This is a genomic window from Capillimicrobium parvum (genome assembly GCF_021172045.1).
Taxonomy (GTDB): Bacteria; Actinomycetota; Thermoleophilia; order Solirubrobacterales; family Solirubrobacteraceae; genus Capillimicrobium; species Capillimicrobium parvum.
In genome coordinates this window covers 4,515,931-4,540,692 of the sequence record NZ_CP087164.1, presented here as the reverse complement: position 1 = coordinate 4,540,692, position 24,762 = coordinate 4,515,931, and the positions used below count along the sequence as shown (strand labels likewise).

The 24,762-nt window shown below is 73.0% G+C and carries 29 protein-coding genes; 10 read left to right on the top strand and 19 right to left on the bottom strand.

Going from position 1 to position 24,762, the window contains the following annotated elements; genetic code table 11:
- Positions 1 to 71 precede the first annotated feature (71 nt).
- The 9 genes from DSM104329_RS22095 to DSM104329_RS22055 form a co-directional block, all read right to left on the bottom strand.
- Positions 72 to 1,103, bottom strand: coding sequence for an ABC transporter substrate-binding protein (locus tag DSM104329_RS22095; protein ID WP_259312019.1), 1,032 nt, complete (start codon positions 1,101 to 1,103; stop codon positions 72 to 74).
- 7 nt (positions 1,104 to 1,110) lie between these two features.
- Positions 1,111 to 1,848: an ABC transporter permease gene (locus DSM104329_RS22090; protein ID WP_259312018.1), complete on the bottom strand. Its 738-nt coding sequence runs from the start codon at positions 1,846 to 1,848 to the stop codon at positions 1,111 to 1,113.
- Positions 1,845 to 2,621 carry an ABC transporter ATP-binding protein gene (locus DSM104329_RS22085; RefSeq protein ID WP_259312017.1) on the bottom strand — a complete coding sequence of 259 codons (777 nt, stop codon included), beginning with the start codon at positions 2,619 to 2,621 and terminating at the stop codon, positions 1,845 to 1,847. The genes DSM104329_RS22090 and DSM104329_RS22085 overlap by 4 nt, the downstream gene beginning before the upstream one ends.
- A gap of 110 nt (positions 2,622 to 2,731) precedes the next feature.
- Positions 2,732 to 3,253: an HD domain-containing phosphohydrolase gene (locus tag DSM104329_RS28980; RefSeq protein ID WP_326924456.1), complete on the bottom strand. Its 522-nt coding sequence runs from the start codon at positions 3,251 to 3,253 to the stop codon at positions 2,732 to 2,734.
- Positions 3,250 to 3,906: a hypothetical protein gene (locus DSM104329_RS22075; protein WP_259312016.1), complete on the bottom strand. Its 657-nt coding sequence runs from the start codon at positions 3,904 to 3,906 to the stop codon at positions 3,250 to 3,252. The genes DSM104329_RS28980 and DSM104329_RS22075 overlap by 4 nt, the downstream gene beginning before the upstream one ends.
- Complete coding sequence (locus DSM104329_RS22070; protein WP_259312015.1) at positions 3,885 to 4,283, bottom strand: hypothetical protein; 399 nt, start codon at positions 4,281 to 4,283, stop codon at positions 3,885 to 3,887. The genes DSM104329_RS22075 and DSM104329_RS22070 overlap by 22 nt, the downstream gene beginning before the upstream one ends.
- A 95-nt stretch (positions 4,284 to 4,378) precedes the next feature.
- On the bottom strand, positions 4,379 to 5,323 hold the full coding sequence (locus tag DSM104329_RS22065) for a hypothetical protein (RefSeq protein ID WP_259312014.1): 945 nt from the start codon (positions 5,321 to 5,323) through the stop codon (positions 4,379 to 4,381).
- Positions 5,324 to 5,388: 65 nt separating this feature from the next.
- The gene (locus DSM104329_RS22060) at positions 5,389 to 6,657 is read right to left on the bottom strand and encodes a VWA domain-containing protein (protein WP_259312013.1); all 1,269 of its coding nucleotides are present in this window, start codon (positions 6,655 to 6,657) and stop codon (positions 5,389 to 5,391) included.
- A 139-nt stretch (positions 6,658 to 6,796) separates the two neighbouring features.
- On the bottom strand, positions 6,797 to 7,690 hold the full coding sequence (locus tag DSM104329_RS22055) for an AAA family ATPase (RefSeq protein ID WP_259312012.1): 894 nt from the start codon (positions 7,688 to 7,690) through the stop codon (positions 6,797 to 6,799).
- Between the two features lie 30 nt (positions 7,691 to 7,720).
- Here DSM104329_RS22055 and DSM104329_RS22050 point away from each other — a divergent pair, with 30 nt between their 5' ends.
- Positions 7,721 to 7,948: a hypothetical protein gene (locus DSM104329_RS22050; RefSeq protein ID WP_259312011.1), complete on the top strand. Its 228-nt coding sequence runs from the start codon at positions 7,721 to 7,723 to the stop codon at positions 7,946 to 7,948.
- 6 nt (positions 7,949 to 7,954) lie between these two features.
- Here DSM104329_RS22050 and DSM104329_RS22045 read toward each other — a convergent pair whose 3' ends face one another.
- The 7 genes from DSM104329_RS22045 to DSM104329_RS22015 all read right to left on the bottom strand — a co-directional run bounded on the left by DSM104329_RS22045 (position 7,955) and on the right by DSM104329_RS22015 (position 13,751).
- Positions 7,955 to 8,569, bottom strand: coding sequence for a hypothetical protein (locus DSM104329_RS22045; protein ID WP_259312010.1), 615 nt, complete (start codon positions 8,567 to 8,569; stop codon positions 7,955 to 7,957).
- A 132-nt stretch (positions 8,570 to 8,701) separates the two neighbouring features.
- A complete protein-coding gene (locus tag DSM104329_RS22040; RefSeq protein ID WP_259312009.1) occupies positions 8,702 to 9,553 on the bottom strand; it encodes an NAD-binding protein in 852 nt (283 codons plus the stop codon).
- A 194-nt stretch (positions 9,554 to 9,747) separates the two neighbouring features.
- On the bottom strand, positions 9,748 to 10,494 hold the full coding sequence (locus tag DSM104329_RS22035; RefSeq protein WP_259312008.1) for a hypothetical protein: 747 nt from the start codon (positions 10,492 to 10,494) through the stop codon (positions 9,748 to 9,750).
- Positions 10,481 to 10,693 carry a hypothetical protein gene (locus tag DSM104329_RS22030; RefSeq protein WP_259312007.1) on the bottom strand — a complete coding sequence of 71 codons (213 nt, stop codon included), beginning with the start codon at positions 10,691 to 10,693 and terminating at the stop codon, positions 10,481 to 10,483. Before DSM104329_RS22030 ends, DSM104329_RS22035 begins: the two co-directional genes overlap by 14 nt.
- 54 nt (positions 10,694 to 10,747) lie before the next feature.
- A complete protein-coding gene (locus tag DSM104329_RS22025; protein ID WP_259312006.1) occupies positions 10,748 to 11,092 on the bottom strand; it encodes a hypothetical protein in 345 nt (114 codons plus the stop codon).
- A complete protein-coding gene (locus DSM104329_RS22020; protein ID WP_259312005.1) occupies positions 11,079 to 12,281 on the bottom strand; it encodes an ArsA family ATPase in 1,203 nt (400 codons plus the stop codon). Before DSM104329_RS22020 ends, DSM104329_RS22025 begins: the two co-directional genes overlap by 14 nt.
- 15 nt (positions 12,282 to 12,296) lie before the next feature.
- Positions 12,297 to 13,751 carry a D-glucuronyl C5-epimerase family protein gene (locus tag DSM104329_RS22015; RefSeq protein WP_259312004.1) on the bottom strand — a complete coding sequence of 485 codons (1,455 nt, stop codon included), beginning with the start codon at positions 13,749 to 13,751 and terminating at the stop codon, positions 12,297 to 12,299.
- A 26-nt stretch (positions 13,752 to 13,777) separates the two neighbouring features.
- Between DSM104329_RS22015 and DSM104329_RS22010 the strand changes: the two genes are divergently transcribed.
- From DSM104329_RS22010 to DSM104329_RS21995, 4 genes are read left to right on the top strand one after another with little or no spacing between them, the layout of a single operon-like run.
- Entirely contained in the window at positions 13,778 to 14,794 is a 1,017-nt protein-coding gene (locus DSM104329_RS22010; RefSeq protein ID WP_259312003.1) for a hypothetical protein, read from the top strand.
- Positions 14,795 to 14,822: 28 nt separating this feature from the next.
- Positions 14,823 to 15,941, top strand: coding sequence for a calcium/proton exchanger (cax, locus tag DSM104329_RS22005; RefSeq protein WP_259312002.1), 1,119 nt, complete (start codon positions 14,823 to 14,825; stop codon positions 15,939 to 15,941).
- A complete protein-coding gene (locus tag DSM104329_RS22000; RefSeq protein WP_259312001.1) occupies positions 15,938 to 16,849 on the top strand; it encodes a TerC family protein in 912 nt (303 codons plus the stop codon). The genes cax and DSM104329_RS22000 overlap by 4 nt, the downstream gene beginning before the upstream one ends.
- A 7-nt stretch (positions 16,850 to 16,856) precedes the next feature.
- The gene (locus DSM104329_RS21995; protein ID WP_259312000.1) at positions 16,857 to 17,630 is read left to right on the top strand and encodes a DUF1932 domain-containing protein; all 774 of its coding nucleotides are present in this window, start codon (positions 16,857 to 16,859) and stop codon (positions 17,628 to 17,630) included.
- A gap of 25 nt (positions 17,631 to 17,655) precedes the next feature.
- Here DSM104329_RS21995 and DSM104329_RS21990 read toward each other — a convergent pair whose 3' ends face one another.
- Both DSM104329_RS21990 and DSM104329_RS21985 read right to left on the bottom strand, forming a co-directional pair.
- On the bottom strand, positions 17,656 to 17,985 hold the full coding sequence (locus tag DSM104329_RS21990; protein WP_259311999.1) for a hypothetical protein: 330 nt from the start codon (positions 17,983 to 17,985) through the stop codon (positions 17,656 to 17,658).
- Positions 17,986 to 18,011: 26 nt separating this feature from the next.
- Positions 18,012 to 18,416 carry a hypothetical protein gene (locus DSM104329_RS21985; protein ID WP_259311998.1) on the bottom strand — a complete coding sequence of 135 codons (405 nt, stop codon included), beginning with the start codon at positions 18,414 to 18,416 and terminating at the stop codon, positions 18,012 to 18,014.
- Between the two features lie 128 nt (positions 18,417 to 18,544).
- On the opposite strand from DSM104329_RS21985, the gene DSM104329_RS21980 reads away from it, so the two are divergent.
- From DSM104329_RS21980 to DSM104329_RS21960, 5 genes are all read left to right on the top strand, one after another.
- Positions 18,545 to 19,711 carry an acyl-CoA dehydrogenase family protein gene (locus DSM104329_RS21980; protein WP_259311997.1) on the top strand — a complete coding sequence of 389 codons (1,167 nt, stop codon included), beginning with the start codon at positions 18,545 to 18,547 and terminating at the stop codon, positions 19,709 to 19,711.
- 89 nt (positions 19,712 to 19,800) lie between these two features.
- On the top strand, positions 19,801 to 20,394 hold the full coding sequence (locus DSM104329_RS21975; protein WP_259311996.1) for a PadR family transcriptional regulator: 594 nt from the start codon (positions 19,801 to 19,803) through the stop codon (positions 20,392 to 20,394).
- The gene (locus tag DSM104329_RS21970) at positions 20,391 to 20,834 is read left to right on the top strand and encodes a hypothetical protein (protein WP_259311995.1); all 444 of its coding nucleotides are present in this window, start codon (positions 20,391 to 20,393) and stop codon (positions 20,832 to 20,834) included. The genes DSM104329_RS21975 and DSM104329_RS21970 overlap by 4 nt, the downstream gene beginning before the upstream one ends.
- A 16-nt stretch (positions 20,835 to 20,850) precedes the next feature.
- Positions 20,851 to 22,851: a 3-hydroxyacyl-CoA dehydrogenase/enoyl-CoA hydratase family protein gene (locus DSM104329_RS21965; RefSeq protein WP_259311994.1), complete on the top strand. Its 2,001-nt coding sequence runs from the start codon at positions 20,851 to 20,853 to the stop codon at positions 22,849 to 22,851.
- The gene (locus tag DSM104329_RS21960; RefSeq protein WP_259311993.1) at positions 22,836 to 23,597 is read left to right on the top strand and encodes an SIR2 family NAD-dependent protein deacylase; all 762 of its coding nucleotides are present in this window, start codon (positions 22,836 to 22,838) and stop codon (positions 23,595 to 23,597) included. Before DSM104329_RS21965 ends, DSM104329_RS21960 begins: the two co-directional genes overlap by 16 nt.
- On the opposite strand, the gene DSM104329_RS21955 is transcribed toward DSM104329_RS21960, so the two are convergent.
- A complete protein-coding gene (locus tag DSM104329_RS21955) occupies positions 23,575 to 24,756 on the bottom strand; it encodes a zinc-dependent alcohol dehydrogenase (RefSeq protein WP_259311992.1) in 1,182 nt (393 codons plus the stop codon). The two genes, DSM104329_RS21960 and DSM104329_RS21955, sit on opposite strands and share 23 nt — an antisense overlap.
- Positions 24,757 to 24,762 lie beyond the last annotated feature (6 nt).

The following is a 24,762-nucleotide window of genomic DNA, read 5'->3' as shown; positions in this document are numbered from 1 at the left end:
CGTCTCGGGCTGTGCGCGGGCGACGAGTTGCGCTTTCCGTCCGAGGGGTGGACGGAAAGCGCAACTCGTGCTCAGCTCGGCGGACCCTCGTCCTGCTCGAGCCCGACGCCGGGCAGGTACTCGTTCGTCAGGGACGTCGGCAGCGGCGCCTTGGCGAGCAGCTGGTTGTCGAGCATCCAGCGCCCGTAGCGGCCCCACGCGTCCACGTCCTGCCAGCCGAACGGCTTCGTCTTGTCGGTGGGGAAGAACGCCGGCAGCGTGGCGCGGACCTGGGCGAGCGTCGTGGCGGGGTCGAGGTCGGGGTTGCGCTCGACGAGGGCGTCGACGCCGGCCTGCGGGTTCTTGCGCAGCGCCTCGTGGCCCTGGGCGAGCGCGCGCACGAACGCCCGCAGGTACGGGCCGCGGGCGCGCGCGTCCTGCTCGCGCACGACGAGGACGAGCTCGTTGTAGGTCGGCACCCCGGCCTGGTCGACCGGGATGATCACCGGGTTGCGCTTCTCGCGCTGCAGCTGCACGCCCTCGACGTTCCAGAAGGCGCCGAGCGTCGCGTCCGCCCGCTTGGACAGCATCGCCGGGACGAGGTTGAAGCTCACGTTGACCTCCTTGACCGAGGTCTGCGGCACGCCGTTCTCGGCCAGGATCGTCTTCAGGTACGCCGACTGGTAGGGGATGCCCGCGGTGCCGACGGTCTTGCCCCGCAGGTCCTTGGGCGTCGTGACCTTCGCGCTCGGCAGCGCCATGATCGACGTCAGGGGCCGCTGCACGAGTGCCCCGATCGAGACGACCTTCAGGCCCTTGTCGCGGGCCAGCAGCACCTCGGGCTCGTAGGAGATCGCGATGTCGGCGCGGCCGGCGGCGAGCAGCTTCAGCGGGGCGGAGGGGTCGGGCGGCACGAGCGGCTCGACGTTCAGCCCGGCGCGGGCGAACGAGCCGTCGGCGATCGCCTCGTAGATGCCGGCGTGGTCGGCGTTGGGCAGGTAGTCGAGCATCAGGCGCACCTTCTGGACGGGGGGCGCGGAGACGCGGTCGTCCTTCTCGCCGCATGCGGCGAGCCCGAGCAGGCTCGCGGCGAGGACGGCGAGGACGGCGATACGGCGGAGCACGGGCGGTCTAGGTCCTTTCGGTTCGGGTCCAGGGCACGAGGCGGCGCTGGGCCCAGTCGAGTGCGTAGAAGAGGGCGACGGCGAACGCCGCCAGCACGACGACGGCCGCCCAGGCGCGGGCGGTCTCGAGCTGGGGGATCGCCTGGAGGATGAGGTGGCCGAGCCCTGAGGACGAGCCGGCATATTCGGCGAACACGGCGCCGATGACCGCGACGGCGACGGCGATCTTCGCCCCGCTCAGCGCGGCGGGCAGCGCCGCCGGCGCCTCCGCGTGGCGGAACGCCGCCCAGCGCGTGGCGTCCAGCGTGCGCAGGAGCTTGATCGTGTCGCGGTCGACGCGGCCGAGCGCGTCGAGCGTCGTCACGGTGATGGGAAAGAAGCAGACGAGCGCGATGATCGCCACCTTCGGCCCGATGCCGAAGCCGAGCCAGACGACGAGCAGCGGCGCGACGATCACCACCGGGACGGCCTGCGACGCGACGAGCAGGGGGTAGGTCGCGTTGCGCAGCGAGCGCGAGAAGTGCATCGCGACGGCGCACGCGAACCCGAGCGCGAGCGCGGCGGCGATGCCGAGCGCGACCTCGCTCGCGGTGACGAGGAAGTTGTCCCACAGCAGCGAGCGGTCGTCCCACAGCGCGGTGGCGATCTCGCTCGGGGCGGGCAGGATGAGGTCGTCGACGCCGCCGAGGTCGGCGTAGAGCTGCCAGGCGCCGAGCAGCGCGAGCGAGAGCAGGCCGGCGATCACGCCCGCGCCCCCGCCGTCGCCGCGGCGAGCGCCGCCATCGCCCGGCCGCGCAGCGCGACGACCTCGGGCTGGGTCGCGGTCCGCGGGCGCGGCAGGCCGACCGCGATCTCGGCGACGATCCGCCCCGGCCGCGGCGACATCACCGCGACGCGGTCGCCCAGCAGCACGGCCTCCTCGACGTCGTGGGTGACGAGCAGCACCGTGCGCGGCTCGCGCGCCAGCGCGCCCTGCAGCCACGCCTGCATGTCGGCGCGCGAGATCGCGTCGAGCGAGGCGAACGGCTCGTCGAGGCAGAGGATCGGCTTGCCGGCCAGCAGCGTGCGCAGGAAGGCGACGCGCTGGCGCATCCCGCCCGACAGCGCGGCCGGCCGCGAGCGCTCGAAGCCCGCCAGGCCGAACTCGGCGAACGCCGGCGCCGCCGCGGCGCGCGCCTTCGCCTTCGACTCGCCCCGCACGCGTAGCGCCAGCGCCGCGTTGTCGAGCGCGCTCGCCCACGGCAGCAGCAGGTCCCGCTGGGGCATCAGCGCGGCGGGGCCCGCGTCGACGCGGCCGGCGTCGGGCGCCGACAGCCCGCAGACGAGCTCGAGCAGCGTCGACTTGCCGCAGCCGCTCGGGCCGACGACCGCGACGACCTCGCCCGCGCGCACGGCGAGCGTGAGGTCCTCGATCGCCGTGACGGCGCCGAAGTGGCGGGTCGCGCGCTCCACCCGGATGACGCCGGGATCGGTCTGCGTCGGCGGTGGCGCCGCGGGTGATGCGGTCTGGGTCTGCATGCCTCCCTTCGCGGGGATTGCCCCACAGGTTCGAAGGGTCAGCGCTGGATCGAAGCGCTCTCTCAGCCGGCCGTATCCCGCCAGCCCCCCCGGCTCAACAGCGGCCCATGCTACGCGATCGGCGTGCGCGAGCACCCCGGCAGGCACGCGCGCCGACCGCCGTCAGGCGGCCAGGCGGAGACCGGGCACGACTCGAGCGACGCGTCCTCGAGCACCTCGGCGAGCGCCGCGACGACCGCCGGGTCGAACTGCGTCCCGGCGCACCGGCGCAGCTCCGCCAGGGCGGCGGCGGGGGTGGCTGCGATTCGGTAGGCGCGGTCGCTGACCATCGCGTCCCACGCGTCGCAGACCGCGACGATCCGCGCGCCGACCGGGATCTCCTCGCCGGCCAGTCCGTCGGGGTAGCCGCCGCCGTCCCAGCGCTCGGACACGGCGCGCAGGAGGACGTCGCGGGCCTGCGCGACCGGCGACGCACGCCCGCCGCGCTTGTCGGCGTACATCCGCTGGTGGACGAGGTGCAGCGCTTGGGCGGCGTGCGGCGCCTCGTCGGGCAGCGACACCGAGCCCGACGACGCGGTGATCCGCCAGTCCTCGCCGTTCTCGCTGAGCGCCTCGGTCGCCGCCGCGATCACCTGGGGCGCCGTCCCCGGCCCGGTGACGACGCAGAACTCGTCGCCCCCGATGCGGAAGCGCGGCCGGGAACGGGGACGGCGTCGACGAGCTCGCGGCGGTTCGGCAGGCCGGTGAGCGAGTCGGTGCGGGCGTCGCGCTCCGCGGTGGCGAGCATGCGGCGGTGGGCGGCCATGAGCAGCGTCAGGCGCAGCAGGAGCGCGAGCAGCGCCGCGGCGGCCAGCCAGACGCTCGGGGCCGTCACCCGGTCGTAGTGGTCGTAGACGACGACGGCGGGCGCGCACACGCCGGCGAAGGCGGGCCCGGCGAGCGTGCGCCAGCCGTCCAGGTGCCGGATGCGGTGCGGGCGGCGGGGCTGCCAGGCGGCGGCCGCGAAGAGCACCAGCGAGAGCGGCCACACGACGTCGAGCACGCCGTCGACGACATAGGTGCCCTCGGCGGCCTCGAGGAGGTAGGCGCTGTCGCCGAGGCCGAAGATCGCCAGGCCCACGGCGAGGATCCACCAGGTCGCGTCGGCGCCGCGCCCGCCGGTTCCCACGACCGCTCCGAGCACCAGCAGCAGCACGAGATCGCCGATCGGATAGGCCAGGTTCGTCACCACGGTCAGCGCGGCGCCCCCGGTGCCGGCCTGGATCACGCCGACGAACAGCGCCACGAGATGGCCGCGACCCCGAGCGCGCTCGTGAGCCCGTCGAGCCATTGCGACGGGGTGATGCCATCGGCACGGGCGCGCAGGAGCAGCCCGATCGCCACGTAGACGCACGGGTAGAAGGCGAGGTAGACCGCGTCGGCCGGCGACGGGTAGGGGATGTCCTCGGCGGGCGCACCCGTGAAGGCGATCGTCCAATAGACGTCCCCGGCCGTGAACGAGGCCATGCCGAGCGTCATCGCCGCCCAGGCCGGCCGCTCCGCCGGTACGGCGACCGCGCGCCAGGCGCAGACCGCGACCGCGCCGATCTCGACAGCGTTGTAGAGGCACGTCGTCCACCCCGGCCAGTTCCCGGCCCCGGTCGCGTTGCGCGCGAGCAGCACGGCGAACAGCGCGACGAGCGCTGCGAGCAGGATCCGGGGGGCCGGGCGACCGGCGGCCAGGCCCCGGTCATCGCCCGGCGGGCGGCGGAGTTGAGCTACTCGTAGACGACGATGTGCGGCGGCGGGCGCATCCGCGCGACCTGCTTCGGCTGCAGCAGGTTCGTGTCCTCGTGGAAGAAGAGCTTGAAGCCGTCGTAGAAGCGGTCGTTCGGGGAGGCGAAGTCGCGGTACTTCGCCCGCTTGATCGCCCGGCCGCCGAACCCGTCGACGTTGATCGCCAGCGCGATGCCGGGCCGGCGCTTGAGCCGCCCCTGGTCGCGGATCATGTCGTGGGTGAAGCGGTGGATCAGCAGCAGCTTCTGCGGAAGGTTGCCGCGGCGCGACAGCCGATCCAGCCAGAACGAGACCGCGTTGACCTCCTCGGAGCTCACCGAGCCGATGACCTGGCCCGGCAGGTTCGGCGCGTCGACCCGCCACTCCGGATCGAGCGCGAGCGAGACGTCGGGCTCCTTCAGCCAGCGCTTGAGCCGCATCGCCTCGATGAGGAAGTCCGAGCGACCGGGCTGGATGTCGAGGATCAGCAGCGCCTTGATCCTGCGGGCGGCGCGCAGGTAGCGGCGGATGACCGAGTTGGGCTGCCGGGTGCGGTACTTGCCGTCGTTGCCCGCGGCGCCGGCGGCGACGACCGCGATGAGCTCCATCGCCGGCAGGACCGGCTCGCCGAGCGGCTCGTAGCGCTTGGCGACGCGCAGCAGCCGGCGGCCGGCCTCTTCGGGCGTGCCGATGCCGAGCGTCCCCAGCTCGCGGTCCTGCGGCGCGCCGTAGAACGCGACGACGCGATGGCCCGGCAGGATGACGCGGCCCCCGCGCGGCAGCTGGGGCGGCGGCGCGTCGGCGTCCGTGGCCTGCCCGTCGCCCGCACCGGCACCGCCCGCGCCGTCGTCGTCGCCGCAGCCCTTGACGAGCACCACGACGACGACCAGGAGCGCGGCCGCGCCTCCGATCGCGACGGCCCGGCGGCGCCAGGTGACCGCATTCACGGCGCGTTACGCTAGTTGACGCGGCGCAGATGGCGCGCCCCGGGCGCTCGGCGCAGTCGCGGCGGTCAGGTGTTCATGGGCTTCGTCAGCGCCTTGACGAACTCCTCGAGCTGCCCCGTGGTCCAGCACTCGAAGGCCTCGCAGTACTGCTCGTACGCGGCGATCACCGAGTCGCCGTAGTTCCAGTACAGGCGCGGCTCGGGGTTCAGCCAGAACGTGCGGCCGGCCATGCGGGCGATCTCCGCGAAGACGTCGGCCTTCGGATCCCGGCCGTTGGTCCGCGCGTCGCCGAGGACGATGACCGTCGCGCGCGGGTGCAGCTCGTCCTCGACCTGGTCGCGGAACTCGTTCCACACCCGCCCGTAATCCGTGTAGCCGGAGATGTCGGCGACCCCGGCGTCGCGGCTGATGATCTCCGAGACCGTCCGGAAGTCGCGCTCCTTCTCGAAGACGTCGGTGACCTCGCTGATGCGCTCGATGAACACGAACGAGCGCATCTTGCGGAACGTGTCGTGCAGCGCGTGCAGGACCGAGAGGAAGAAGACCGAGGCGCTCGTGACGCTCGTGGAGACGTCGCAGAGGACGAAGATCTCCGGGCGGCGGGGCCGGCGGGGGCGGTAGCGCAGGTCGACCGGGACGCCGCCGGTCTGCAGCGAGGCGCGCATCGTCCGGCGCACGTCGACGACGTTGCGGCGCTTGCGCCCGCGCGCCTCCATGCCCTGCGTGGCGAGCCGGCGGCGCAGCTGGGTGACGACGCGGTGCACGGCGGCGAGGTCCTGCAGCGGGCCGGAGGGCAAGGCGCGGTCGAGCTCGTTGAGCGGCCGCGAGGGCGGCAGCTGCTCGGTGCGCTCGATCTGCATGCGCTCGAGCTCGCGGCGCAGCAGCGCCTCGAAGCGGCGCAGCGCGTCGCGGGGCAGGCCGTCCCGGCGGGGGTCCTCGGCCGGCAGCTCGGGCTGCGGCTCGCTGCGCAGGCCGAGCTGGCGGCGGATGCGCTGGACGTCGACGCCGATGACCCCCGAGCCCTCGCCCTGACGGCCGAACGCGGCGATGGCGAGCCGGGCGAGGTCGCGCATCGCGGCCTCGTCGCCGGCGCGCAGCGCCTGGGCGATCTGCTCGCGCAGCGTCTCGAGGTCGACCTCGCCGGGGGTGCCTTCGCCGCTGGTGCCCTCGCCGGCGCCGCCCTCCTCGCGCACGCCGGCGCGCACGGCGGCGGCCTCGGTGGCGCGGAAGAAGAAGCGCTCGAAGACGATCTCGAACACGCGGCGGTCGTCGGGGGACTTCGCGAGCGTGGCGGCGAGCGCCTCACGGAAGTCGACGGGCTCCTCCCAGGGCACCTCGTCGAGCGCCGCGAACGCGTCGAGCAGCTCGGAGGTCCCGATGGCGAGGCCCTCGCGGCGCAGCTCCTCGCCCAGCTCGATCAGCCGGGCGGCGATGCCGGGCGGGAGTGGTTGGGGGCGGGAGGGTGGGATTCGATCAGGCAGCCTGGGTGCCGACGCCGCCGGTCAGCTTGACGCCGACGCGCTCGGCGACGATGTCGAGGTCGGTGCGGTGCTTGACGATCACGGACATCGTGTCGCGGAACGTCTGGGCGTCGATGTCGTCGGCGCCGAGCAGGATGAGCGCGCGGGCCCAGTCGATCGACTCCGCGATCGACGGCGGCTTCTTGAGGTCGAGCTCGCGGACCATGCCGACCACGTCCACGAGCTTGTGCGCGACCTTCTCCGGGAGGTCCGGCGTGTGCAGCCGGACGATCTCGAGCTCGTGCTCGGCCGACGGGTAGTCGAGCCACAGGTACAGGCAGCGGCGCTTGAGCGCCTCGGTGAGCTCGCGCGTGTTGTTGGAGGTCAGCAGCACGATGGGATGGGTGCGCGCCTCGATGCGGCCGAGCTCCGGGATCGAGATCTGGAAGTCCGAGAGGACCTCCAGGAGCATCGCCTCGAACTCCTGGTCGGTCTTGTCGATCTCGTCGATGAGGAGCACGACCGGCTCGGGCGAGGCGATCGCGGCCATGAGCGGGCGCTCGAGCAGGAACTCCTCGCCGAAGATGTCGTCCTGGACCTTCTCCCAGCCGGTGTCGGACGCCTCCGCCTGGATGCGCAGCAGTTGCTTGCGGTAGTTCCACTCGTAGAGCGCCTTGGCCTCGTCGAGCCCCTCGTAGCACTGCAGCCGCACGAGCGTGCGGCCCAGGTACCGCGCCAGCGCCTTGGCCAGCTCGGTCTTGCCGACCCCGGCGGGGCCCTCGACGAGGACCGGCTTGCCGAGACGGGTGGCGAGATAGGAGACGAGCGCGGTGGACTCGCCGGGCAGGTAGCCGACCGAGCCGAGGCCCTCGCGGACCTGGTCGACGGAGGTGGGCAGCGCGGTCATGGGGTCGCCAGATGGTAGAACGCCGTGCGCATGGTGGCCGCCTCCTCGCTCCCCGCAGCGCCGGTGCTCGCGCTGATGGGCTTCGGCGTGGTGGTCGCGATCGCCGGCCACGCCGCCCGGGCGCGCTGGCTCGTGGTGACCGGCCTGGCGATCCTGTTCCTGGCGACGGCGGCGATGGTCGTCGGCGGCGTGGTCGCTTACCACGACGACCCGGCCGATCCGCGCGAGCAGCACGACCCGCGCGAGCCGACGTTCTGACGCGCGCTACGCGCGCGGGGCGCAGGCGCGCCGGACCCGGCGCGGGGACGGCCCGCTGTCCTGGATCCCATCCTCGAGGACGGTCAGCGACCATCCGCGGACGGCGCGCCTGACGTCGCGCCGCCCGCGCTCGAGCACGCCGGCCAGGCGCTCGGACGATCGGGCGACGGCGAGGGACTCGCGGTCGCCGCGGACGAGGAGGGTCGCGCACCGCCGCCGCATCAGGCCGGCCAGGCGCGCGTCGAGGTCGGCCAGCTCGCGCACGGCCGCGGCGCCCCGTCGCAGCGCGGGCGGCATGCACGCGCGCACCCGCGCCGGGCGCAGCCCCCGCAGGCAGAACGCCGCCTGCGCGAACGAGCTCGCGACCCGCGCCGACTCGCGGCAGATGCGCCCGACGAGGACGACCTGGAAGTCGGCGGGCCGCGCCGGCTGGCTGCCGCAGAGCGCGTCGGCGAGCCGGGCCGGGTCCCGGACGTCGCGTGCGGTGATCTGATCGCCGCCGCTGCCGATGCGGTTCAGCGCGTCCCAGGCGGCGGGACTGAGCCGACCGCCGGAGGGGGCGCCCTGCGAGGCGGGCGCCGCGACGAGCAGGAGAACGACGACCGCCAGGAGTGCCCGCATGGCGCGCGAGTATCGCCGAGGGCGGCGCGCAAGGCGAATGCGCGCGCCGCGCGCCGCGCGCTCGTCAGTCCTCGGCGAGCACCACGACGCGGTCGCCCGCCACGGGGACGTACGGCGCGGACTTCGACGGGTTCAGCCGCACGCCGTAGCCGGCGGACGGGTCCCGGCCGCCTCGGCCAGCCGCAGGCCGATCGCGCTCTCGCCCCGCTGCCGTGCCGCCACCACGACCGTCGCGAACGTCGTCTCGCCCCCCGCGGCGACGTACTCCTCGACCGGGCGCAGGTAGATCTCCGAGCCGTCGGACTCGAAGAGCTCGCGGAACACCGCGGCGAGCGCCGCGTTCTCGGAGATCTGGGCCAGCAGCAGCGACAGGACCTTGTCGGAGACGATGACGTCGTCGACCTGGGTGACCTGCGCGAGCTCGTGGTTGCGGTCGTCGAGCATCTCGCTGACGATCGAGATCGGGCGGTCCAGGCGCGAGACGATGTCGCGCAGGTGCAGCAGCGTGATGAGCGTCCGCGCGTCGGCGCGCTGGGCGTCGAGGTGGTCGGCGTAGCAGAGGACGATCACGTGGTCGTAGCTGCCGACGTTCAGCGCCTCGAGCGTGGCGCGGTCGGTGATGCTCCCGGTCCGGAACTCGACCTCCGCGTTGCGCAGGCCGGCGCGGGCCGTGTCGATCTCGTCGTGCGCGGCATCGCCGTCGGCCACGACGGTCACCTGCGAGCCGGGCGCGACGTAGTGGTCGATCTCGCCGAGGATCGTGCCCGCCCGCGAGTTGAAGCCGAGCACGAGGGTGTGGCCGGACTCGATGACGAACGACCGGCCCTTGCGCAGCTCGAGCAGCTTCTCGTCGAGCGTGGTGGCGATCACGCCGATGAGCGCCGACACGACGATCAGACCGCCGAGCGTGACCGCGAGCATCACCGCGAGGAACGGCCACCCGCCGCCGTCGCCGGCCACGGTACCCGGGTCGAGGGCGTGCATGAGCGTCGAGAAGAGCTGGCCGGCGAAGCCGTGACGGCCGTCGTCGGGTACCAGCCCGGTGGCCAGCGCGATCGCGGCGCCGACGACGATCAGGACGAGGCGGTGCCAGGGGTGCCGGCGCCGGCCACAGGCTTGCCAAGTGGGCTTGCAGCCCCTGCCGGCGGGAGGCGGGCCCCGTTGGGTCCCTCTACCGCTCAGCGGTCGCGCAGGCGTTCGGTCTCGGCCTCGTCGAACGACATCTGGCCGGGGATCGACGGCTCGTCGGCGGCTTGCGCGGGCTCGACGCGGCGGGTGCGCTCCGTGGGCCGGTCGCGGTCGCGCTCCGTGGGCCGGTCGCGGTCGCGCTCTACCGGGCGCCGCCGCCGCGCGCGTGGCGCCTCGTCGCCGACGTCGTCGTACTCGGGCGTCCGGCCGCCGCGCTGCGGCCGCCGCACCGGCGCCGTCGGCGCGAGCGGCAGGGGCGGCTCCGGCCGGTGCGCGGAGCGGATCCGGTAGCCGGCGTACACGAGCAGCGCCGCCGCGAGGAACGCGACGAAGATCCCCCACTGGATGCCGATCGTCGCGCCGGGGCCGGAGACGTCCGGGTGGTCGAGCACGCGGTAGAAGATCAGGAACGCCGCCCAGCCGCCGGCGATCATGGTGATCAGCCCGTCGCCGCCGGGCAGGTGGAACCCGCGGCCCTCCCCGCGCGCGAACAGCATCGCGAGCACGCCCAGCCCGACCAGCACGACGGACGCCATCACGAAGTCGGCCGAGCCGAACCCGGTCAGCGAGTCGTCGGCGTAGGCCTTCTTGGCGGGGTCGTAGAACGACTTGCCGTACCAGGGCAGGAACAGCGTGAGCAGCAGCAGCAGCGCCGCCACCGCGGCGAGCCGCTGCTCGCCGGCCAGTGCCCGCCAGGCGCGCCCGATCCGCCCCAGGATCGCGCTAGCCCGGTCCACCGGCCTCCAGCGCGGTCAGGCGGCGCTCGATCAGCTCCCGCAGGCGGTCGTCCACCGTCGGGTCGCGCGCCACGTCGCGCGCCTCCTCGAGCGCCGCGCGGGCGCGCCGCTGCCGATCGGCCTCGTCGCCCTCGTTCTTGAGGACGTTGTCCGCGCGCAGCAGGAGGGTGCGGATCCGGTCGGAGGAGGGCTGGGTCATACGGGCCCGCAGGACAGTGCGCTCAGCGCGGACGACGGCACGGAGCCCATGATCTCACGCGATCGGGATGTCCTCGACCCGATCGTCCGCGCCCGGGGCGGCGGGGACGCCGCTGCGCTCCTCGATCGCCGCGACGAGCCAGTCGATGAGCGCCCGCAGGACGAGCAGGAGCCCGCGGATCAGGTCGGCGACCTGCTCGCGCAGGTCGGGCGGCAGCAGCTCGCGCAGCGTCTGCAGCAGCGCGGCGAGCGCCTGGACGTCCTGGCCGAACGCGCCGGCGTCGGACCGCTCGCCCTCCCAGCCGTGCGGCGGCACGCCGTCGGCCATGAGCCGCTGGGCGGCCTCCTGCGTCGCGCGCACCTGGGTGCGGAGCTCCTCGAGCGGGTCAGGGTCGGGCATCGGCATCGGCATCGGCTTCCGGATCGGCGAAGCGCAGCTCGAGCGCGCCGTCGGAGAACGACGCGCCGTCGGCACGATAGCCCGCCAGGCCGGGGGGCAGGACCACCGTGCGCTTGTGGCCGTCGACGCGCACGACCACCTCCGCGCCGATCTTGCGCAGGCTGATGTCGCCCTTGGCGGAGAACGGCAGGTCCAGCCGCAGGACGGCCGAGCCCGCCCCGGCGCGCAGCTCCTGCGTCAGCCGGGTGTGCAGCAGGGCCGCCGCGTCGCGCCCGGCTCCGAACAGCGCGCCCCCGAGCTCGTCGAGCGGCTTGCCGCCCACGGGCTCGGACGCGAAGTACGGCGCGCAGAGGACCGGCACGGGGGCGAACGCGTCACGCACCTCGTCGAGGGCCTCGAGCTGGCGCTCGCGCCACGGGCCGAAGTAGGCGCCGACCTCCTCCGGGAACAGCCGGTTGACCACGACGGCATCCGTGAGGAACCCGTACAGGTTCAGGTACGTGAACGTACGGCGGGCCTCGTCGATGACCATCCGGTCCGGCGTCATCACCAGCCGCAGCGAGACGTGCTCGCGGTCGCGGAGGATCGCGTTCATGGCGATGAGGTTCGTCACGAGCCGGTTGACCTCGTCGAGCGCATCGTCGCCCGGCAGGCGCAGGTCGAGCACCGCGCGGGCGATCGGACGGGCCGCGTCCATGAGCCGGCTGGACTGCGGGAAGACCTTCTGCAGCCACCAGCGGGCGGCGTCGGGAAACGACAGCAGCCGCAGCGTCTCGCCGGTCGGCGCGCAGTCGACGACGACCGCGTCCCAGCCACCGGACTCGTAGTGGCGCTTGAGCTGCAGCAGGCTGAACAGCTCGTCCATCCCGGGCGGCACGGTCAGCTCCTCGGCCGAGATGCGCTCGACGCCGCGCTCGAGCAGCAGCTCGCCCGCCCACGCCTGCACCGCGGTCCAGTGCTGCTCCATCTCGTCCTGCGCCGACACCTGCTGGGCCCACAGTCCGCCGTCGAGCTCCGTCGGCTGGCCGCCGATCTCGTGGTCGAGCACGTCGGCGAGCGAGTGTGCGGGGTCGGTCGACATCACGATCGTGCGCAGACCCGCGGCGGCGCAGCGGCGCGCCGTGGCCGCCGCGACCGACGTCTTGCCGACGCCGCCCTTGCCCGTGTAGAGGATGGTCCGCGGAGCCATCCCGGCAGCCTACGGTCAGCGCGTCTTCTTGGCGCGCTCGAGCGTGATGACGCCCTCGGCCGAGCCGCGGTTGCCGGCGAGGTCGGTGGCGTCGATGCGCACCGTCCTGTCGCCCGGCTTCGACGATCCCGGCCAGGTCAGCGTCTGCGTCCCGTGGCCGAGGCGCGCCGACGTGATGCGCGCATCGTCGACGTAGAGCGTCACCGTGGAGACCTTCGAGAGCGTGAAGCGGATCGGCACGGGCTTCTTCGTCACCGCCCGCCTGGTGACGACGCGCATCTCCGGCGGCGTGACCTCGTCCTCCGCGAAGGCGGCCGCCGTGTCGCAGTAGACCGCGGTCGTCGTGCGGTCGCAGAGGTTCGTCAGGAACTGGCGCACGAGCTGGTGGTAGCCGAGGTCGGACTCCTTGGCGCCGTCGTAGAGCGACCACGCGCCCGTGTCGTAGTTGCCGACCTCGGCCTGCGCGGCGCGGTCGCCCGCGTCGAACAGCGCGCGGCCCTCGGCGCTGCCCGTGATCTGCGTGTAGTCGAAGAGGCCGATCAGCGACTGCAGGAACCCGTTGAGGACGAGCAGCTTCGAGTTCGTCGAGTAGATCAGGTAGTGCGTCCCGCCGTCCGTCCTCAGCGCGACGCCCTCCGGCGGCGGGGCCTTGAAGATGCCGAGCGCCGCGGTCGCCGCCTCGAGGTAGTCGGGTCGCGCCAGCTTCTGGGAGGCGCGGGCGAGCGCCTGGATGCCCGTCCCCTGCGACAGCGCGCTCACCCAGACCGGCGGCGCCCCGCTGAAGGAGAAGAAGCTCTCCCAGGCGATCCCGCCGGCGCGCGGCGAGGCGAAGCGCAGGACCTCGTCGAGCAGCTCCGTCAGCGCGACGGCGTTGCTCTTGCGCTTCGACTTCCACAGCGCGTTGGCGTCGCCGAACGTGCCCAGCCACTGCGGCTGGATGCCCATGCCGGGATACGACTGCCAGACGATCCGGCTGCCGGTGAACTTCGCCCGCGCGCCGTAGGAGAGCAGCGAGCCGTTGCCGCCCCACCACTCGCGGTTGCGCCCGATGATCTCGAACAGCACCGGGATGCGCCCGGGCGTCAGCTGGCCGGTGGCGGCGAGCGCGTCGACCGCCTTCATGACGTTGCCGAGCTCGACCGCGCGGCGGCCCGTGAGCTTGCGCAGCGTCGAGCGCGCGTCCTTCCACGTCGCCAGGGCCGCGTCGTAGAGCTCGGGGGCGATCGCGCCCTCGTCGCGCAGGCGCAGCAGCTCGGTGCCGGTCGTCTTGCGCGGCGTCTTCCTCGCCGCGGCGGCGTGCGCGTGCGGACCCGTCCGCAGGGCGGAGGGCCGGGGGTCGGGCGGCGGCAGATGCCGATCCTGGCGGACCACCTCACGACCGCCCGGGGACAGCACGTGCACCGGTGCGGCGGTGGCGGTGGCGGTGAGCGCCAGGCTCAGCAGCGCCAGCAGGACTGCCGTGCGGAGCACCATCTCGATGCTAGGTTCAACCGCCGATGAGGCTGCAAGTTGCGTTGCCGTCCCTGCTGATCGCGCTCCTGCTCGCCGCGTTCGCCGCGGCCGGGTGCGGCGGTGGCGGCAACGGCGGCGGCGGCGATGCGGCCGGCGCGTCGCCCACCGAGCTGCTGAACACGACGTTCGGCGGGGACACGAGCATCCGGTCCGGCCGGCTGACCCTGGCGCTCGACGCCGACGTGCAGGGCGTCGCCAAGCCGGTCACGTTCAAGCTGAGCGGCCCGTTCGAGACCAGCGAGTCCAAGACGGAGCTGCCGAAGTTCTCCTTCGAGCTCGCCGTCACGTCGGGCGGGGCGACCCAGCGCATCGGCGCGACGTCGACCGGCGACAAGGGGTTCCTCAGCTACAAGGGCGTCGACTACGCGGTCCCCGACGACCTGTTCAAGCAGTTCGCCGACGGCTACCGCCAGTCCGCCCAGCAGGGCGCCAAGCAGGGCTCGGCCCCGTCGCTGACCTCGCTCGGCATCGACCCGCTGAAGTGGCTGACCGACCCGCGCAGGGCGGGGGAGACCGACGTGGGCGGCGTCAGGACCGTGCACCTGACCGCCGGCATCGACGTCCCGAAGCTGCTCGGCGACGTGCGCACCGCGGCGGGCAAGGTGGGCTCGGCGTCCAGCCAGGCGCAGCAGCTCAGCCAGGCCGACGTGCAGCAGCTCGCGAAGTCCGTCAAGTCGGCGAAGGTCGACATCTACACGGGCGCGGACGACCGGAAGCTGCGCAAGTTCGTGCTCGACCTGCAGCTCGCCACCGGCCACGTGGCGCTCACGCTGCAGTTCGACGAGCTCAACCAGCCGCAGGACGTCACGGCGCCCGCGGACGCGAAGTCGATCACGGGGCTGCTCTCCGCGCTCGGCGCGGGCGCGACGTCCGGGTCCGGCTCGGCGACGCCGCCGTCGACCACCGCCCCCTCGGGCTCCTCGAACCAGCGCTACCTCGACTGCGTCCAGGCGGCCGGCAACGACATCGCCCAGGTCCAGGCCTGCGCGAAGTACCTGTAAGCGAGCGGCGACCCCTATCGTCCCCGCGGTGCGCCTGCGCTCCTTCCTGCTGAGCTCCGAAGGCTGGCCGTACCTGCTCGTGCCGTGCATCCCGCTCGCGGTGGCGCTCGATCTCGCCCACGCGGGCTCCGTGCTCGTCTTCTTCGTCTCCGCCGCCGGGGTCATCCCCACCGCCGCGCTCATGGGCCGTGCGACCGAGGAGCTCGCGACGCGTTCCGGCCCCGGCATCGGCGGCCTGCTGAACGTCACGTTCGGCAACGCGCCCGAGATCATCATCGCGCTGTTCGCCCTCGGCGCCGGGCTGCACGAGGTCGTCAAGGCGTCGCTGGTCGGCTCGATCCTCGGCAACATCCTGCTCGTGCTGGGCGCGTCGATGGTGGTCGGCGGCCTGCGCCGCGACCGCCAGTACTTCGACCGCACCGCCGCGAGCTCCCAGTCGCTCATGCTGCTGCTCGCCGTCGCGGCGATGACGATGCCCGCGATCTTCGAGCTCGTCGAGGGCAAGGGGCTGCCGACGCCCGGCGCCGAGCGCGTGGACTACGGCCCGACGGTCGAGCACCTGTCGCTGGCGGTGGCGATCGTCCTGATGATCTCCTACGGGCTCGGCCTGCTGTTCTCGCTCAAGACGCACCGGGCGCTGTTCAACCCGGTGCGCGAGGACGACCCCGACGAGCATCATGAGCAGCCGTGGAGCGTCCGCAAGGCGGTCATCGCGCTGGCGATCGCCGGCGTGGCCGTCGGCGTCATGTCGGAGATCCTGGTCGGCTCGATCTCCGAGGCCGCGCACACCATCGGCCTGAGCGAGTTCTTCGTCGGCGTCATCGTCGTGGCGATCGTCGGCAACGCGGCCGAGCACTGGGTCGCGGTCCTCGTGGCGTCCAAGAACAAGATGGACCTGGCCGTGAACATCGCCATCGGCTCGAGCGCGCAGATCGCCCTGTTCGCGGTGCCCTTCCTCGTCATCGCCTCGTTCTTCATCGGCCCCGGTCCGCTGGCGCTCGTCTTCAACGGCTTCGAGCTGGGCGCGCTGATCATCGCCGTGCTCGTCGCGACGCACGTCACGAACGAGGGCGAGTCGACCTGGTTCGAGGGCGTCCAGCTGCTCGCGGTCTACGCTGTCCTCGCCCTGGCCTTCTTCTTCGCATGACCGCCGTCATCTCCGGACCCCTGCCCATCCTCGGGGCCGCCGCCGTGATCGTGGGGCTGCTGCTCGTGGACCTGCTGCTGTTCGCGCGCGGCCGCGAGCCGACGTTCAGGGAGGGCGTGGCGTGGTCCGTCGGCTGGCTCGTCCTGAGCCTCGCCGTCGCCCCGCTCATCGCGGTCCTCGACGACAGCGCGGCCGCGGTCGACTACACGACCGTCTACCTCATCGAGCGCACGCTGTCGCTCGACAACCTCTTCGTCTTCCTGCTGCTGTTCGCGTACTTCGGGATCGGCAGCTCGGAGCGGCCGCGGCTCCTGTTCTGGGGCATCGCGCTCGCCCTCGTGCTGCGCGGTGCGGCGATCCTCGGCGGCACGGCGCTCATCGAGCGCTTCCACATCGTCATCTACATCCTCGGCGTGACGCTGCTGTTCCTGGCCTACCGGATGTTCAAGGGCGTCGGGCACGACCAGGATCCCGAGCAGACGCTCGCCGTGCGGATGGCCCGCAAGCTCCGGCCGTCGGCGTCGCCGCTGGCCCTCTGCCTCGTCTCGATCGTCGTCGCCGACATCGCGTTCGCGATCGACTCGATCCCGGCCGCCTTCGCCATCACCACCGACGCGTTCGCGATCTGGATGGCGAACGCGTTCGCGCTGCTCGGCCTGCGGGCGCTGTTCGTGCTCGTCGAGGGGCTGATCCGGCGCTTCCGCTTCCTCGACGAGACGATCGCCGTGGTGCTCGCGATCGTCGCGGTCAAGCTGCTCATCGAGGACCTCGTCCACATCGGCCCCGTCGTGAGCCTGGGCATCGTCGTGGTCGCGTTCGCGATCGGCATGATCGCCTCGACCATCGCCGACCGCCGCGATCCGGACGCCGAGGCCAAGCGCGCCGAGCGCGCGGCCCGCACCGCCTGATCTCGAGATGGCGACCGTCGGCGTCCTGCATCCGGGGGAGATGGGGGCGGCGCTGGGCGGCGGGCTGACGGCGGCGGGAACGCGCGTGCTGTGGGCGTCGGAGGGGCGCTCGGCGGCGAGCGCGGCCCGTGCGGACGCGGCGGGGCTGGAGGACGCCGGCTCCGTCGCGCAGCTCGCCGGCGCGTCCGACGTCGTGCTGTCGGTGTGCCCGCCGCACGCCGCGCGGGAGGTGGCTTCGGCGGTCGCGGGGGCCGGCTTCGGCGGGCTGTTCGTCGATGCCAACGCGGTGTCGCCGGCGACGGCGGCGGCGGTCGCGGCGATCGTGGCCGGCCCGGGGGCGCGGTACGTCGACGGCGGCATCGTCGGGCCGCCCCCGCGCCGGCGCGCGGACGCCCGGCTGTTCCTGGCCGGCGGCGCGGCGCACGAGGCGGCGGCGCTGTTCGCGGGGACGGTCGTCGACGCGCGGGTGGTCTCGGCGGACGACGCCACCGCGGCGTCGGCGCTGAAGATGGCCTACGCGGGGTGGACGAAGGGCAGCGCCGCGCTGCTGCTGGCGGTGCGGGCGGCGGCCCGCGAGCTGGGCGTCGAGGACGAGCTGCTGGCGGAGTGGGAGCGCTCGCAGCCCGGGCTCGAGGAGCGCTGGGACGCGGCAGCGCGTGCCGCCGCGGCCAAGGGCTGGCGCTGGACGGGCGAGATGGAGGAGATCGCGGACACGTTGCGCGCCGCCGGCCAGCCCGAGGGCTTCCACCGCGCGGCGGCCGAGGTCTACCGGCGGCGCTGAGCGGGCCGTAAGGTCCGGTGCGGCGTCAGTCGCGCCCGACTTCCTGGTCGTCGGGCTCGAGCTCGTCGACCTCGACGTCCTCCTCCTCGTCCTCCGAGGCGTTCAGCGCGTGCTCGGAGCCCGGGTGGTAGCGGACCTGGAAGGACTCGATGAGCTCGTCGCGACGATGCTCGTCGACGGGAACCTCGTCGGACACGAGGACCCAGTCGGCCCCCTCGTAGTCCTCCATGTTGAAGATCTCCTGGTCCATCTCCGGGGAGTCGTCGATGACGAGGAGGACCTCGGTCTGCGGGTTGAAGTAGGTCCCCGGCCGGATGACCAGGTCTTCGAGCTCGAATACGCGCGGATCCGCCATACGCGGTTTCTACCAGCTATCCGGCGCTATGACAGCGCCTCCAGCTGCCGGCGGACCTCGGCCTCCACGTCGAGCGGCGCCTCGCCGCGGCGCTCGCGGCGCTCGTTGCTCGCCACGACGAGCGAGCGGACCTCGGACTCGAGCTGTGGATCGACCGCCGGCCGGGTGAGCCGGGCCAGCTCGGCCTCGACGTCGCGGGGCGCCTCGCCGCGGCGGATGCGGCGGTCGTTGGCCGCCTCGAGCATCTGGCGGATCTCCGCGTCGCGGACCATCCCGGACGCCGGCACCGGCCCGGGGGGCGGGCGGTCGATGGACAGCCCGCCGCGCCCGATCTCGTCGTACGCGCTCGAGCGAGCGGCGAACGTGGCCACGCCGATGAGCGCCGAGAGCGCCACGACGCCGATCACCACGACCTCCAGGGCACTCTCCACGAGGTCATTGTGGCGAAGGCGGGCGCTCCGTGCGGGCTTGTACGGGGTTCGGACACCGTTGCCTCGGGTACGATGTGGGCAGTTCGTTGACTGACGAGTCAATCGCTTCGAACCACGAGGACAGCCACATGGTCGATTTCACGCTTACCGACGAGCAGAAGGCGCTCCGCGAGATGGCCCACGACTTCGCGGAGAAGGAGATCCGCCCGGTCGCGTGGGAGCACGACAAGGACGGCAGCTGGCCCCAGGAGGTCATCGACAAGGCGTGGGAGGTGGGCCTGATGAACACCCACGCGCCCGAGCAGTACGGCGGGCCCGGCCTCTCGTTCCTGGACGGCACGCTCATCGAGGAGGAGCTCGCGTGGGGCTGCTCCGGCATCGCCACGTCGATCAGCGCCAACGGCCTCGCCGCCGCCCCGGTCGCCCTCGGCGGCTCCGACGAGGTCCAGAAGGAGTACTACACGGCGCTGACCGAGGCCAAGCAGCTCGCGTCGTTCTGCCTCACCGAGCCGGACGCCGGCTCCGACGTCTCGGGCATGCGGACCCGCGCCGTTCGCCAGGGCGACAAGTACGTCATCAACGGCTCGAAGTGCTTCATCACGAACGGCACCTACGCCGACTGGTACACGGTCTACGCGAAGACCGACCCGGACGCCGGCCACCGCGGCATCTCGGCCTTCCTGGTCCGCCGTGACGACACCGTCACCGTGGACAAGAAGGAGGACAAGATGGGTCAGCGGGCCTCGAACACCGCGACCATCACGTTCAACGAGACCGAGGTCGACGCCAAGTACATGCTGGGCGAGGAGAACCACGGCTTCCGCCTCGCGATGATGACCCTCGACCGGACGCGCCCCGGCGTGGCGGCGATGGCCACCGGGATCGCCCGTGCAGCGTTCGAGTTCGCCACCGCGTACTCCAAGGAGCGCGTGCAGTTCGGCGTGCCGATCGCGATGCACCAGGCGATCCAGTTCATGATCGCCGACATGGCGACCAAGGTGCACCTGTCGCGCCTGGCCACCTGGCACTCGGCGGTGCTGCTCGACCAGGGCCAGCGCAACACGATCGAGTCCTCGCACGCCAAGCGCTTCGCCGCGGACACCGCGATGGAGGTGACCACGGACGCCGTGCAGGTCTACGGCGGTTACGGCTTCATCAAGGAGTACCCCGTCGAGAAGCTCATGCGCGACGCGAAGATCATGCAGCTGTACGAGGGCACGTCGCAGATCCAGCGCCTCGTCATCGCGCGCGAGACGCTGCTGCCGCGCCGCGTCGAGGAGCACGCCGCCGCGTAGCCGTCGAACGCTTCCTCACCGAAGGCCCGTAGTGCCCGCCTGTCGCGCGGGCACTACGCGTCTTCGGGGCCGCTCGCGTCCGGCCGGCCATGCCGATCCGGCGCGCCGGCGTCGCCGCCGAGCGCGTCCTCGGGGCCGGTGGCGTCCGGCCGGCCATGCCGATCCAACGTGCCGCCGTCGCCGCCGAGCGGCGCCGCGAGCGCTCGCGGACGGGCGGTAACGTCCGCGCCCTGTCCCCCCGGCGCACCGAGAACCCGACCGAGCAGGCCGTCGCCGAGACGGCCTCGCTCGAGGATGCGCGCCGCGCCGCGGGCGGCACCGGATCCTCCGACCCGCTCGTCGCGGGCCTGCGCCGCGCGGGCCTCCTGCGCCTGCTGGTCCTGCACCTCTGCGGGCAGGAGCCGTGCTACGGCAACCAGCTCATGGACCGCATCTCGGGCCTCAGCGGCGGGCTCGTCGCGGTCAACCCGAACACGATGTACCCGCTGCTGCGCCAGCTCGAGGCCGACGGCCTGATCCGGGGCGAATGGGAGCACCCGGAGCGCCGGTCGCGGCGCTTCTACCGGCTGACCGAGGCCGGCGAGGACGAACGCGTGCGCCTTGCCGGCGCGCTGGAGCCGCGCCTGGACGCGGCCGCCGAGGCGATCGCCGCCGTGCGCCGCGAGCTGAGGACCGGCGCATGACCCGCGTGCGCGCGCGCGTCCGGATCGACCCGGAGGTGTCCGTGTTCGCGATGGAGGAGCTCTGGTACGACCTCGCCCGCTGGCCTGCGTTCGTCGACGGCTTCGGCACCGTGGCCAAGCAGGACGCCGGGTGGCCGCGCGACGGATCGCTCATCTGGGACTCGCACCCCGGCGGTCGCGGGCGGGTGGTCGAACGCGTCACCTGGTTCGAGGCGCGCACGGGCCAGGACGCCGACGTCGAGGACCCGAGGATGACCGGCGTCCAGCGGCTGCGGTTCGCCCCCGGCGGCGCGACGCTCGAGCTCGACTACCAGCTCAAGGACTACAACCGGGTGCTCAACTGGCTGTTCGTCCGCAGGGCGATGGGCGACTCCCTGCAGCGGACCCTCAACCGCTTCCGGATCGAGCTCGAGGCCGACGCGCAGATCGAGCCCGACTGACCTACCCTCCGGCACCATGTTCGTCTTCAAGGCCGCCGTCGTCGGCGCCGGCACCATGGGCGGAGAGATCGCCCAGGTCATCGCCGCCGCGGGCATCCCCGTCGTCCTCAAGGACATCGACCGGAAGTTCGTCGACGTCGGCCTCGAAAGGGCGCGCGAGGTGACCGCCGGGGCGCAGGCGCGCCTGGTCGAGAAGGAGAAGATCACCCAGGAGCAGGCGGACGCCGCGGTGCAGGAGATCCTCGGCCGCATCACGGGCACGACGTCCTACGACGGATTCGGCGACGTCGACCTCGTGATCGAGGCCGTGCCCGAGCGGATGGAGATCAAGCAGGCCGTCTTCGCCGATCTCGACACGGTGACGCCCGGCCACGCCATCCTGGCGACGAACACCTCGTCGCTGTCGATCACCGAGATCGCCGACGCCACGGGCCGCCCGGAGCAGGTCTGCGGGTTCCACTTCTTCTACCCGGCGAGCGTCATGCCGCTCATCGAGATCGTCGAGGGCGACGAGACCTCCCCGGAGACCCTGACCGCGGCGATCAACTTCGCCCAGGCCATCCGCAAGCAGCCGATCGCCTGCGCAGACGCCCCCGGGTTCGTCGTGAACCGCATCCTGACCTCCGGGCTGTCGGAGATCTTCCGCGCCCAGGAGGAGCGTGGGCTGTCGATCAAGCAGATCGACGAGGGCGTCGGCGCGAGGAACGTCGCGCCGATGGGGCCGTTCTTCCTCATCGACCTGCTCGGCCTCGACACCGTCCTGCACGTCGGCGAGCACCTGCTCGAGTCCTACGGGCCCGAGCGCTTCTACGTCCACGAGGGGATGAGGCGGCTCGTCGCCGACCGCCAGCTCGGCGCGAAGACGGGCGGCGCCGGCTTCTACAAGGACGGCGAGCCGCAGATCGCCGGCGACGCCGATGCCGACGCCGACGAGTTGGCCGAGCTCTACATCCTCAAGATGCTGATCGAGGCCTGCCTCGTGCTCGAGGAGCGCGTCGCGCAGACCCGGGCGATCGACCTCGGCCTGATGGCCGGTGCCGGGCTGGACCCGCGGCGCGGGATCATGCCGCCGCTGCTGCGCGCCGACGTCGAGGGCCTCGACGCGACGCTCGAGCGCCTCCAGGCCGCCGAGGAGCGCCACGGCGACCGCTTCGCCCCGCCGGCGATCCTCAAGCGCCTTGTCGCGCAGGGCCGCCTGGGCCAGAAGTCCGGTCAGGGCTTCTTCCCGTGGCCGCGCCCCGACGAGGGCTTCGCGGAGGGCCCGGTGCAGCTCGAGACGCGCGGCGACGTGGCGATCGCGTGGCTGAACAACCCGCCGGCGAACTCGCTGTCGCCCGCGGTCATCGAGGCGCTGAGCCGCACCTGGGAGCGCGTGAAGGGCTCCGGCGTGCGCGCGCTCGTCATCGCCTCGGGCAACCCGCTCCTGTTCTGCGCGGGCGCCGACATCAAGGCGTTCACGACGCTCGACGAGAAGAGCGGGCGCGCGATGCTCGACCAGATCCACGGCCTGTTCCGCGACATGGAGCGCAGCGGGATCGCGACGATCGCCGCGGTCAACGCGATCGCCTACGGCGGCGGCTGCGAGCTGGCGATGGCGTGCGACGTGCGCATCGCCGCGGAGTCCGCGCTCTTCGGCCAGCCGGAGATCAACCTCGGCATCGTCCCCGGCTTCGGCGGCACCCAGCGCCTGCCGCGGCTGGTGGGGGCGAGCAAGGCGCTCGAGATGAACCTCACCGGCGACGCGATCACCGGCGAGGAGGCGTTCGAGTTCGGCCTCGCCGCGGCGGTCGTGCCCGACCACGAGCTGCTCGACACCGCGCTGGCCTGGGCGCGCAGGCTCGCCGGCCAGGCGCCGCTGGCGGTCGCGCAGATCAAGCGGGTCTCCGCGGCGGCCGACCTCGACGCGGGGCTGGCGGCCGAGCGCGCCGCGTTCATCGACGTGTTCGTCACCGAGGACGCCCGGGAGGGCATCGGCGCGTTCCTGGGCAAGCGGCAGCCGACGTGGCGGGGGAAGTAGCCCAGCTCGCCGGGATGCTGCGCGGCGCCGGCTCGGTCGTCGCGCTCACCGGCGCGGGCATCTCGGTGCCGTCGGGGATCCCCGACTTCCGCACGCCGCAGACCGGCCTGTGGGAGAACGTGAACCCGATGGAGGTCGCCCACATCGACGCCTGGCGGCGCGACCCCCAGCGCTTCTGGGCGTTCTACGGCCACCGGTTCCACGTCCTGGAGGGCAAGGAGCCCAACGGGGCCCACGCCGCGCTCGCGGAGCTCGAGCGCTGCGGCGTGGTCGACGCGGTCGTCACCCAGAACATCGACGTGCTGCACCGCAAGGCGGGCACCCGGCGGCTCATCGAGGTGCACGGGACGATCGAGACGTCGTCGTGCCTGGCCTGCGGGGCGCGCTACCCGCTGGCCGACGTGCGCGAGCGCTTGGAGGCCGACGCCGCCGGCGTGCCGCGCTGTGACTGCGCGCGGCCGCTGAAGCCCGACGTCGTCCTGTTCGGCGAGATGCTGCCGGAGGCCGCGATCGCCGAGGCGACCCGGCTGGCCGCGTTCGCCGACGTGCTGCTGTGCGTCGGCTCGTCGCTCGAGGTGTGGCCGGTGGCGGGGCTCGTCGACGTGACGCTCGACGCCGGCGGCGCGGTGGCGATCGTCACGCAGGGCCCCACGCCCTACGACGACGTCGCGGCGGTCAAGCTGACCGGCGACGTCGTCTCCGAGCTGGAGGCCGTGCTCGCCGCTACGGGTGCAGCAGGATCTTGACGGCGCCGTCCTGCTTCTTCTGGAACGTCTCGTAGGCCTGCGGCGCCTCCTCGAGCGGCACGTGGTGGGTGGCGAAGCCCTCCGCGCCGAGCGGGTCGCCGTCGGTCAGCAGCGGCAGGATCTCCGGCGCCCAGCGGTGCACGTTGGCCTGGCCCATGCGCAGCTGGATCTGCTTGTCGAACAGCTGCAGCATCGGCATCGGGTCGGCCATGCCGCCGTACACGCCGCTCAGCGAGATGGTGCCGCCGCGACGGACGATGTCGATCGCCTCGTAGAGGGCGGCGAGCGAGTCGATGCCCGCCTTCTCCATGATCGGCCGGCTGATCGCGTCGGGGAGCAGCCCCGCCATCTGCTGGGCGAACCTGCCGACCGGCGACCCGTGGGCCTCCATGCCGACCGCGTCGATGACGGAGTCCGGTCCGCGGCCGTCGGTCATCTCGCGGATCGCGTCGCCGAGGTCGTCCTCGTGCTCGCGCAGGTCGACCGTCTCGACGCCGCGCAGCCGGGCGCGCTGCAGGCGCTCGTCCACGAGGTCGACGCCGATCACCCGGTGGCCCTTGTGCATCGCGATGCGGCAGCACATGTCGCCGATCGGGCCGAGGCCGAGCACCGCGACCGCGCCGCCGTCCGGGATGGCGGCGTACTCGACCGCCTGCCAGGCGGTCGGCATCACGTCGGACAGGTAGACGAAGCGCTCGTCGGGCGGCCCCGCGGGGACCTTGATCGGCAGCTTGTTGCCGAACGGCACGCGCAGGAGCTCGGCCTGGCCGCCGGGCACCTGGCCGTAGAGCTTCGTGTAGCCGAACAGCGAGGCGCCGGTGCCCTTCTCGTGGACCTGCGTCGTCTCGCACTGCGAGTGCAGCCCCTGTCCGCACATGAAGCAGGTGCCGCAGGAGACGTTGAAGGGGACGACGACGCGGTCGCCGGGCTCGACCGCGGTGACGGCGCTGCCGACCTCCTCGACGATGCCCATCGGCTCGTGACCGAGGATGTCGCCGACGTCGAGGAACGGGCCGAGGACCTCGTACAGGTGCAGGTCCGAGCCGCAGATGCCCGACGTCGTCACGCGGATGACGACGTCGGTCGGCTGCTCGATCTTCGGGTCGGGGACCGTGTCGACGCGCACGTCGCGCTTGCCATGCCATGTCAGAGCTCTCATGGCCGG

Bases quoted from the DNA above. Each gene is read 5' to 3' on its own strand.
- DSM104329_RS21965 (WP_259311994.1), top strand. From the start codon at position 20,851: ATGTTCGTCTTCAAGGCCGCCGTCGTCGGCGCCGGCACCATGGGCGGA.
- DSM104329_RS21995 (WP_259312000.1), top strand. From the start codon at position 16,857: ATGGCGACCGTCGGCGTCCTGCATCCGGGGGAGATGGGGGCGGCGCTG.
- DSM104329_RS22050 (WP_259312011.1), top strand. From the start codon at position 7,721: ATGGTGGCCGCCTCCTCGCTCCCCGCAGCGCCGGTGCTCGCGCTGATG.
- DSM104329_RS22020 (WP_259312005.1), bottom strand. From the start codon at position 12,281: ATGGCTCCGCGGACCATCCTCTACACGGGCAAGGGCGGCGTCGGCAAG.
- DSM104329_RS22040 (WP_259312009.1), bottom strand. From the start codon at position 9,553: ATGCACGCCCTCGACCCGGGTACCGTGGCCGGCGACGGCGGCGGGTGG.
- DSM104329_RS22010 (WP_259312003.1), top strand. From the start codon at position 13,778: ATGAGGCTGCAAGTTGCGTTGCCGTCCCTGCTGATCGCGCTCCTGCTC.
- DSM104329_RS21970 (WP_259311995.1), top strand. From the start codon at position 20,391: ATGACCCGCGTGCGCGCGCGCGTCCGGATCGACCCGGAGGTGTCCGTG.
- DSM104329_RS22000 (WP_259312001.1), top strand. From the start codon at position 15,938: ATGACCGCCGTCATCTCCGGACCCCTGCCCATCCTCGGGGCCGCCGCC.
- DSM104329_RS21980 (WP_259311997.1), top strand. From the start codon at position 18,545: ATGGTCGATTTCACGCTTACCGACGAGCAGAAGGCGCTCCGCGAGATG.
- DSM104329_RS21990 (WP_259311999.1), bottom strand. From the start codon at position 17,985: ATGGCGGATCCGCGCGTATTCGAGCTCGAAGACCTGGTCATCCGGCCG.
- DSM104329_RS21955 (WP_259311992.1), bottom strand. From the start codon at position 24,756: ATGAGAGCTCTGACATGGCATGGCAAGCGCGACGTGCGCGTCGACACG.
- DSM104329_RS22045 (WP_259312010.1), bottom strand. From the start codon at position 8,569: ATGCGGGCACTCCTGGCGGTCGTCGTTCTCCTGCTCGTCGCGGCGCCC.
- DSM104329_RS22055 (WP_259312012.1), bottom strand. From the start codon at position 7,690: ATGACCGCGCTGCCCACCTCCGTCGACCAGGTCCGCGAGGGCCTCGGC.
- DSM104329_RS22030 (WP_259312007.1), bottom strand. From the start codon at position 10,693: ATGACCCAGCCCTCCTCCGACCGGATCCGCACCCTCCTGCTGCGCGCG.
- DSM104329_RS21975 (WP_259311996.1), top strand. From the start codon at position 19,801: ATGCCGATCCGGCGCGCCGGCGTCGCCGCCGAGCGCGTCCTCGGGGCC.
- DSM104329_RS22025 (WP_259312006.1), bottom strand. From the start codon at position 11,092: ATGCCCGACCCTGACCCGCTCGAGGAGCTCCGCACCCAGGTGCGCGCG.
- DSM104329_RS22085 (WP_259312017.1), bottom strand. From the start codon at position 2,621: ATGCAGACCCAGACCGCATCACCCGCGGCGCCACCGCCGACGCAGACC.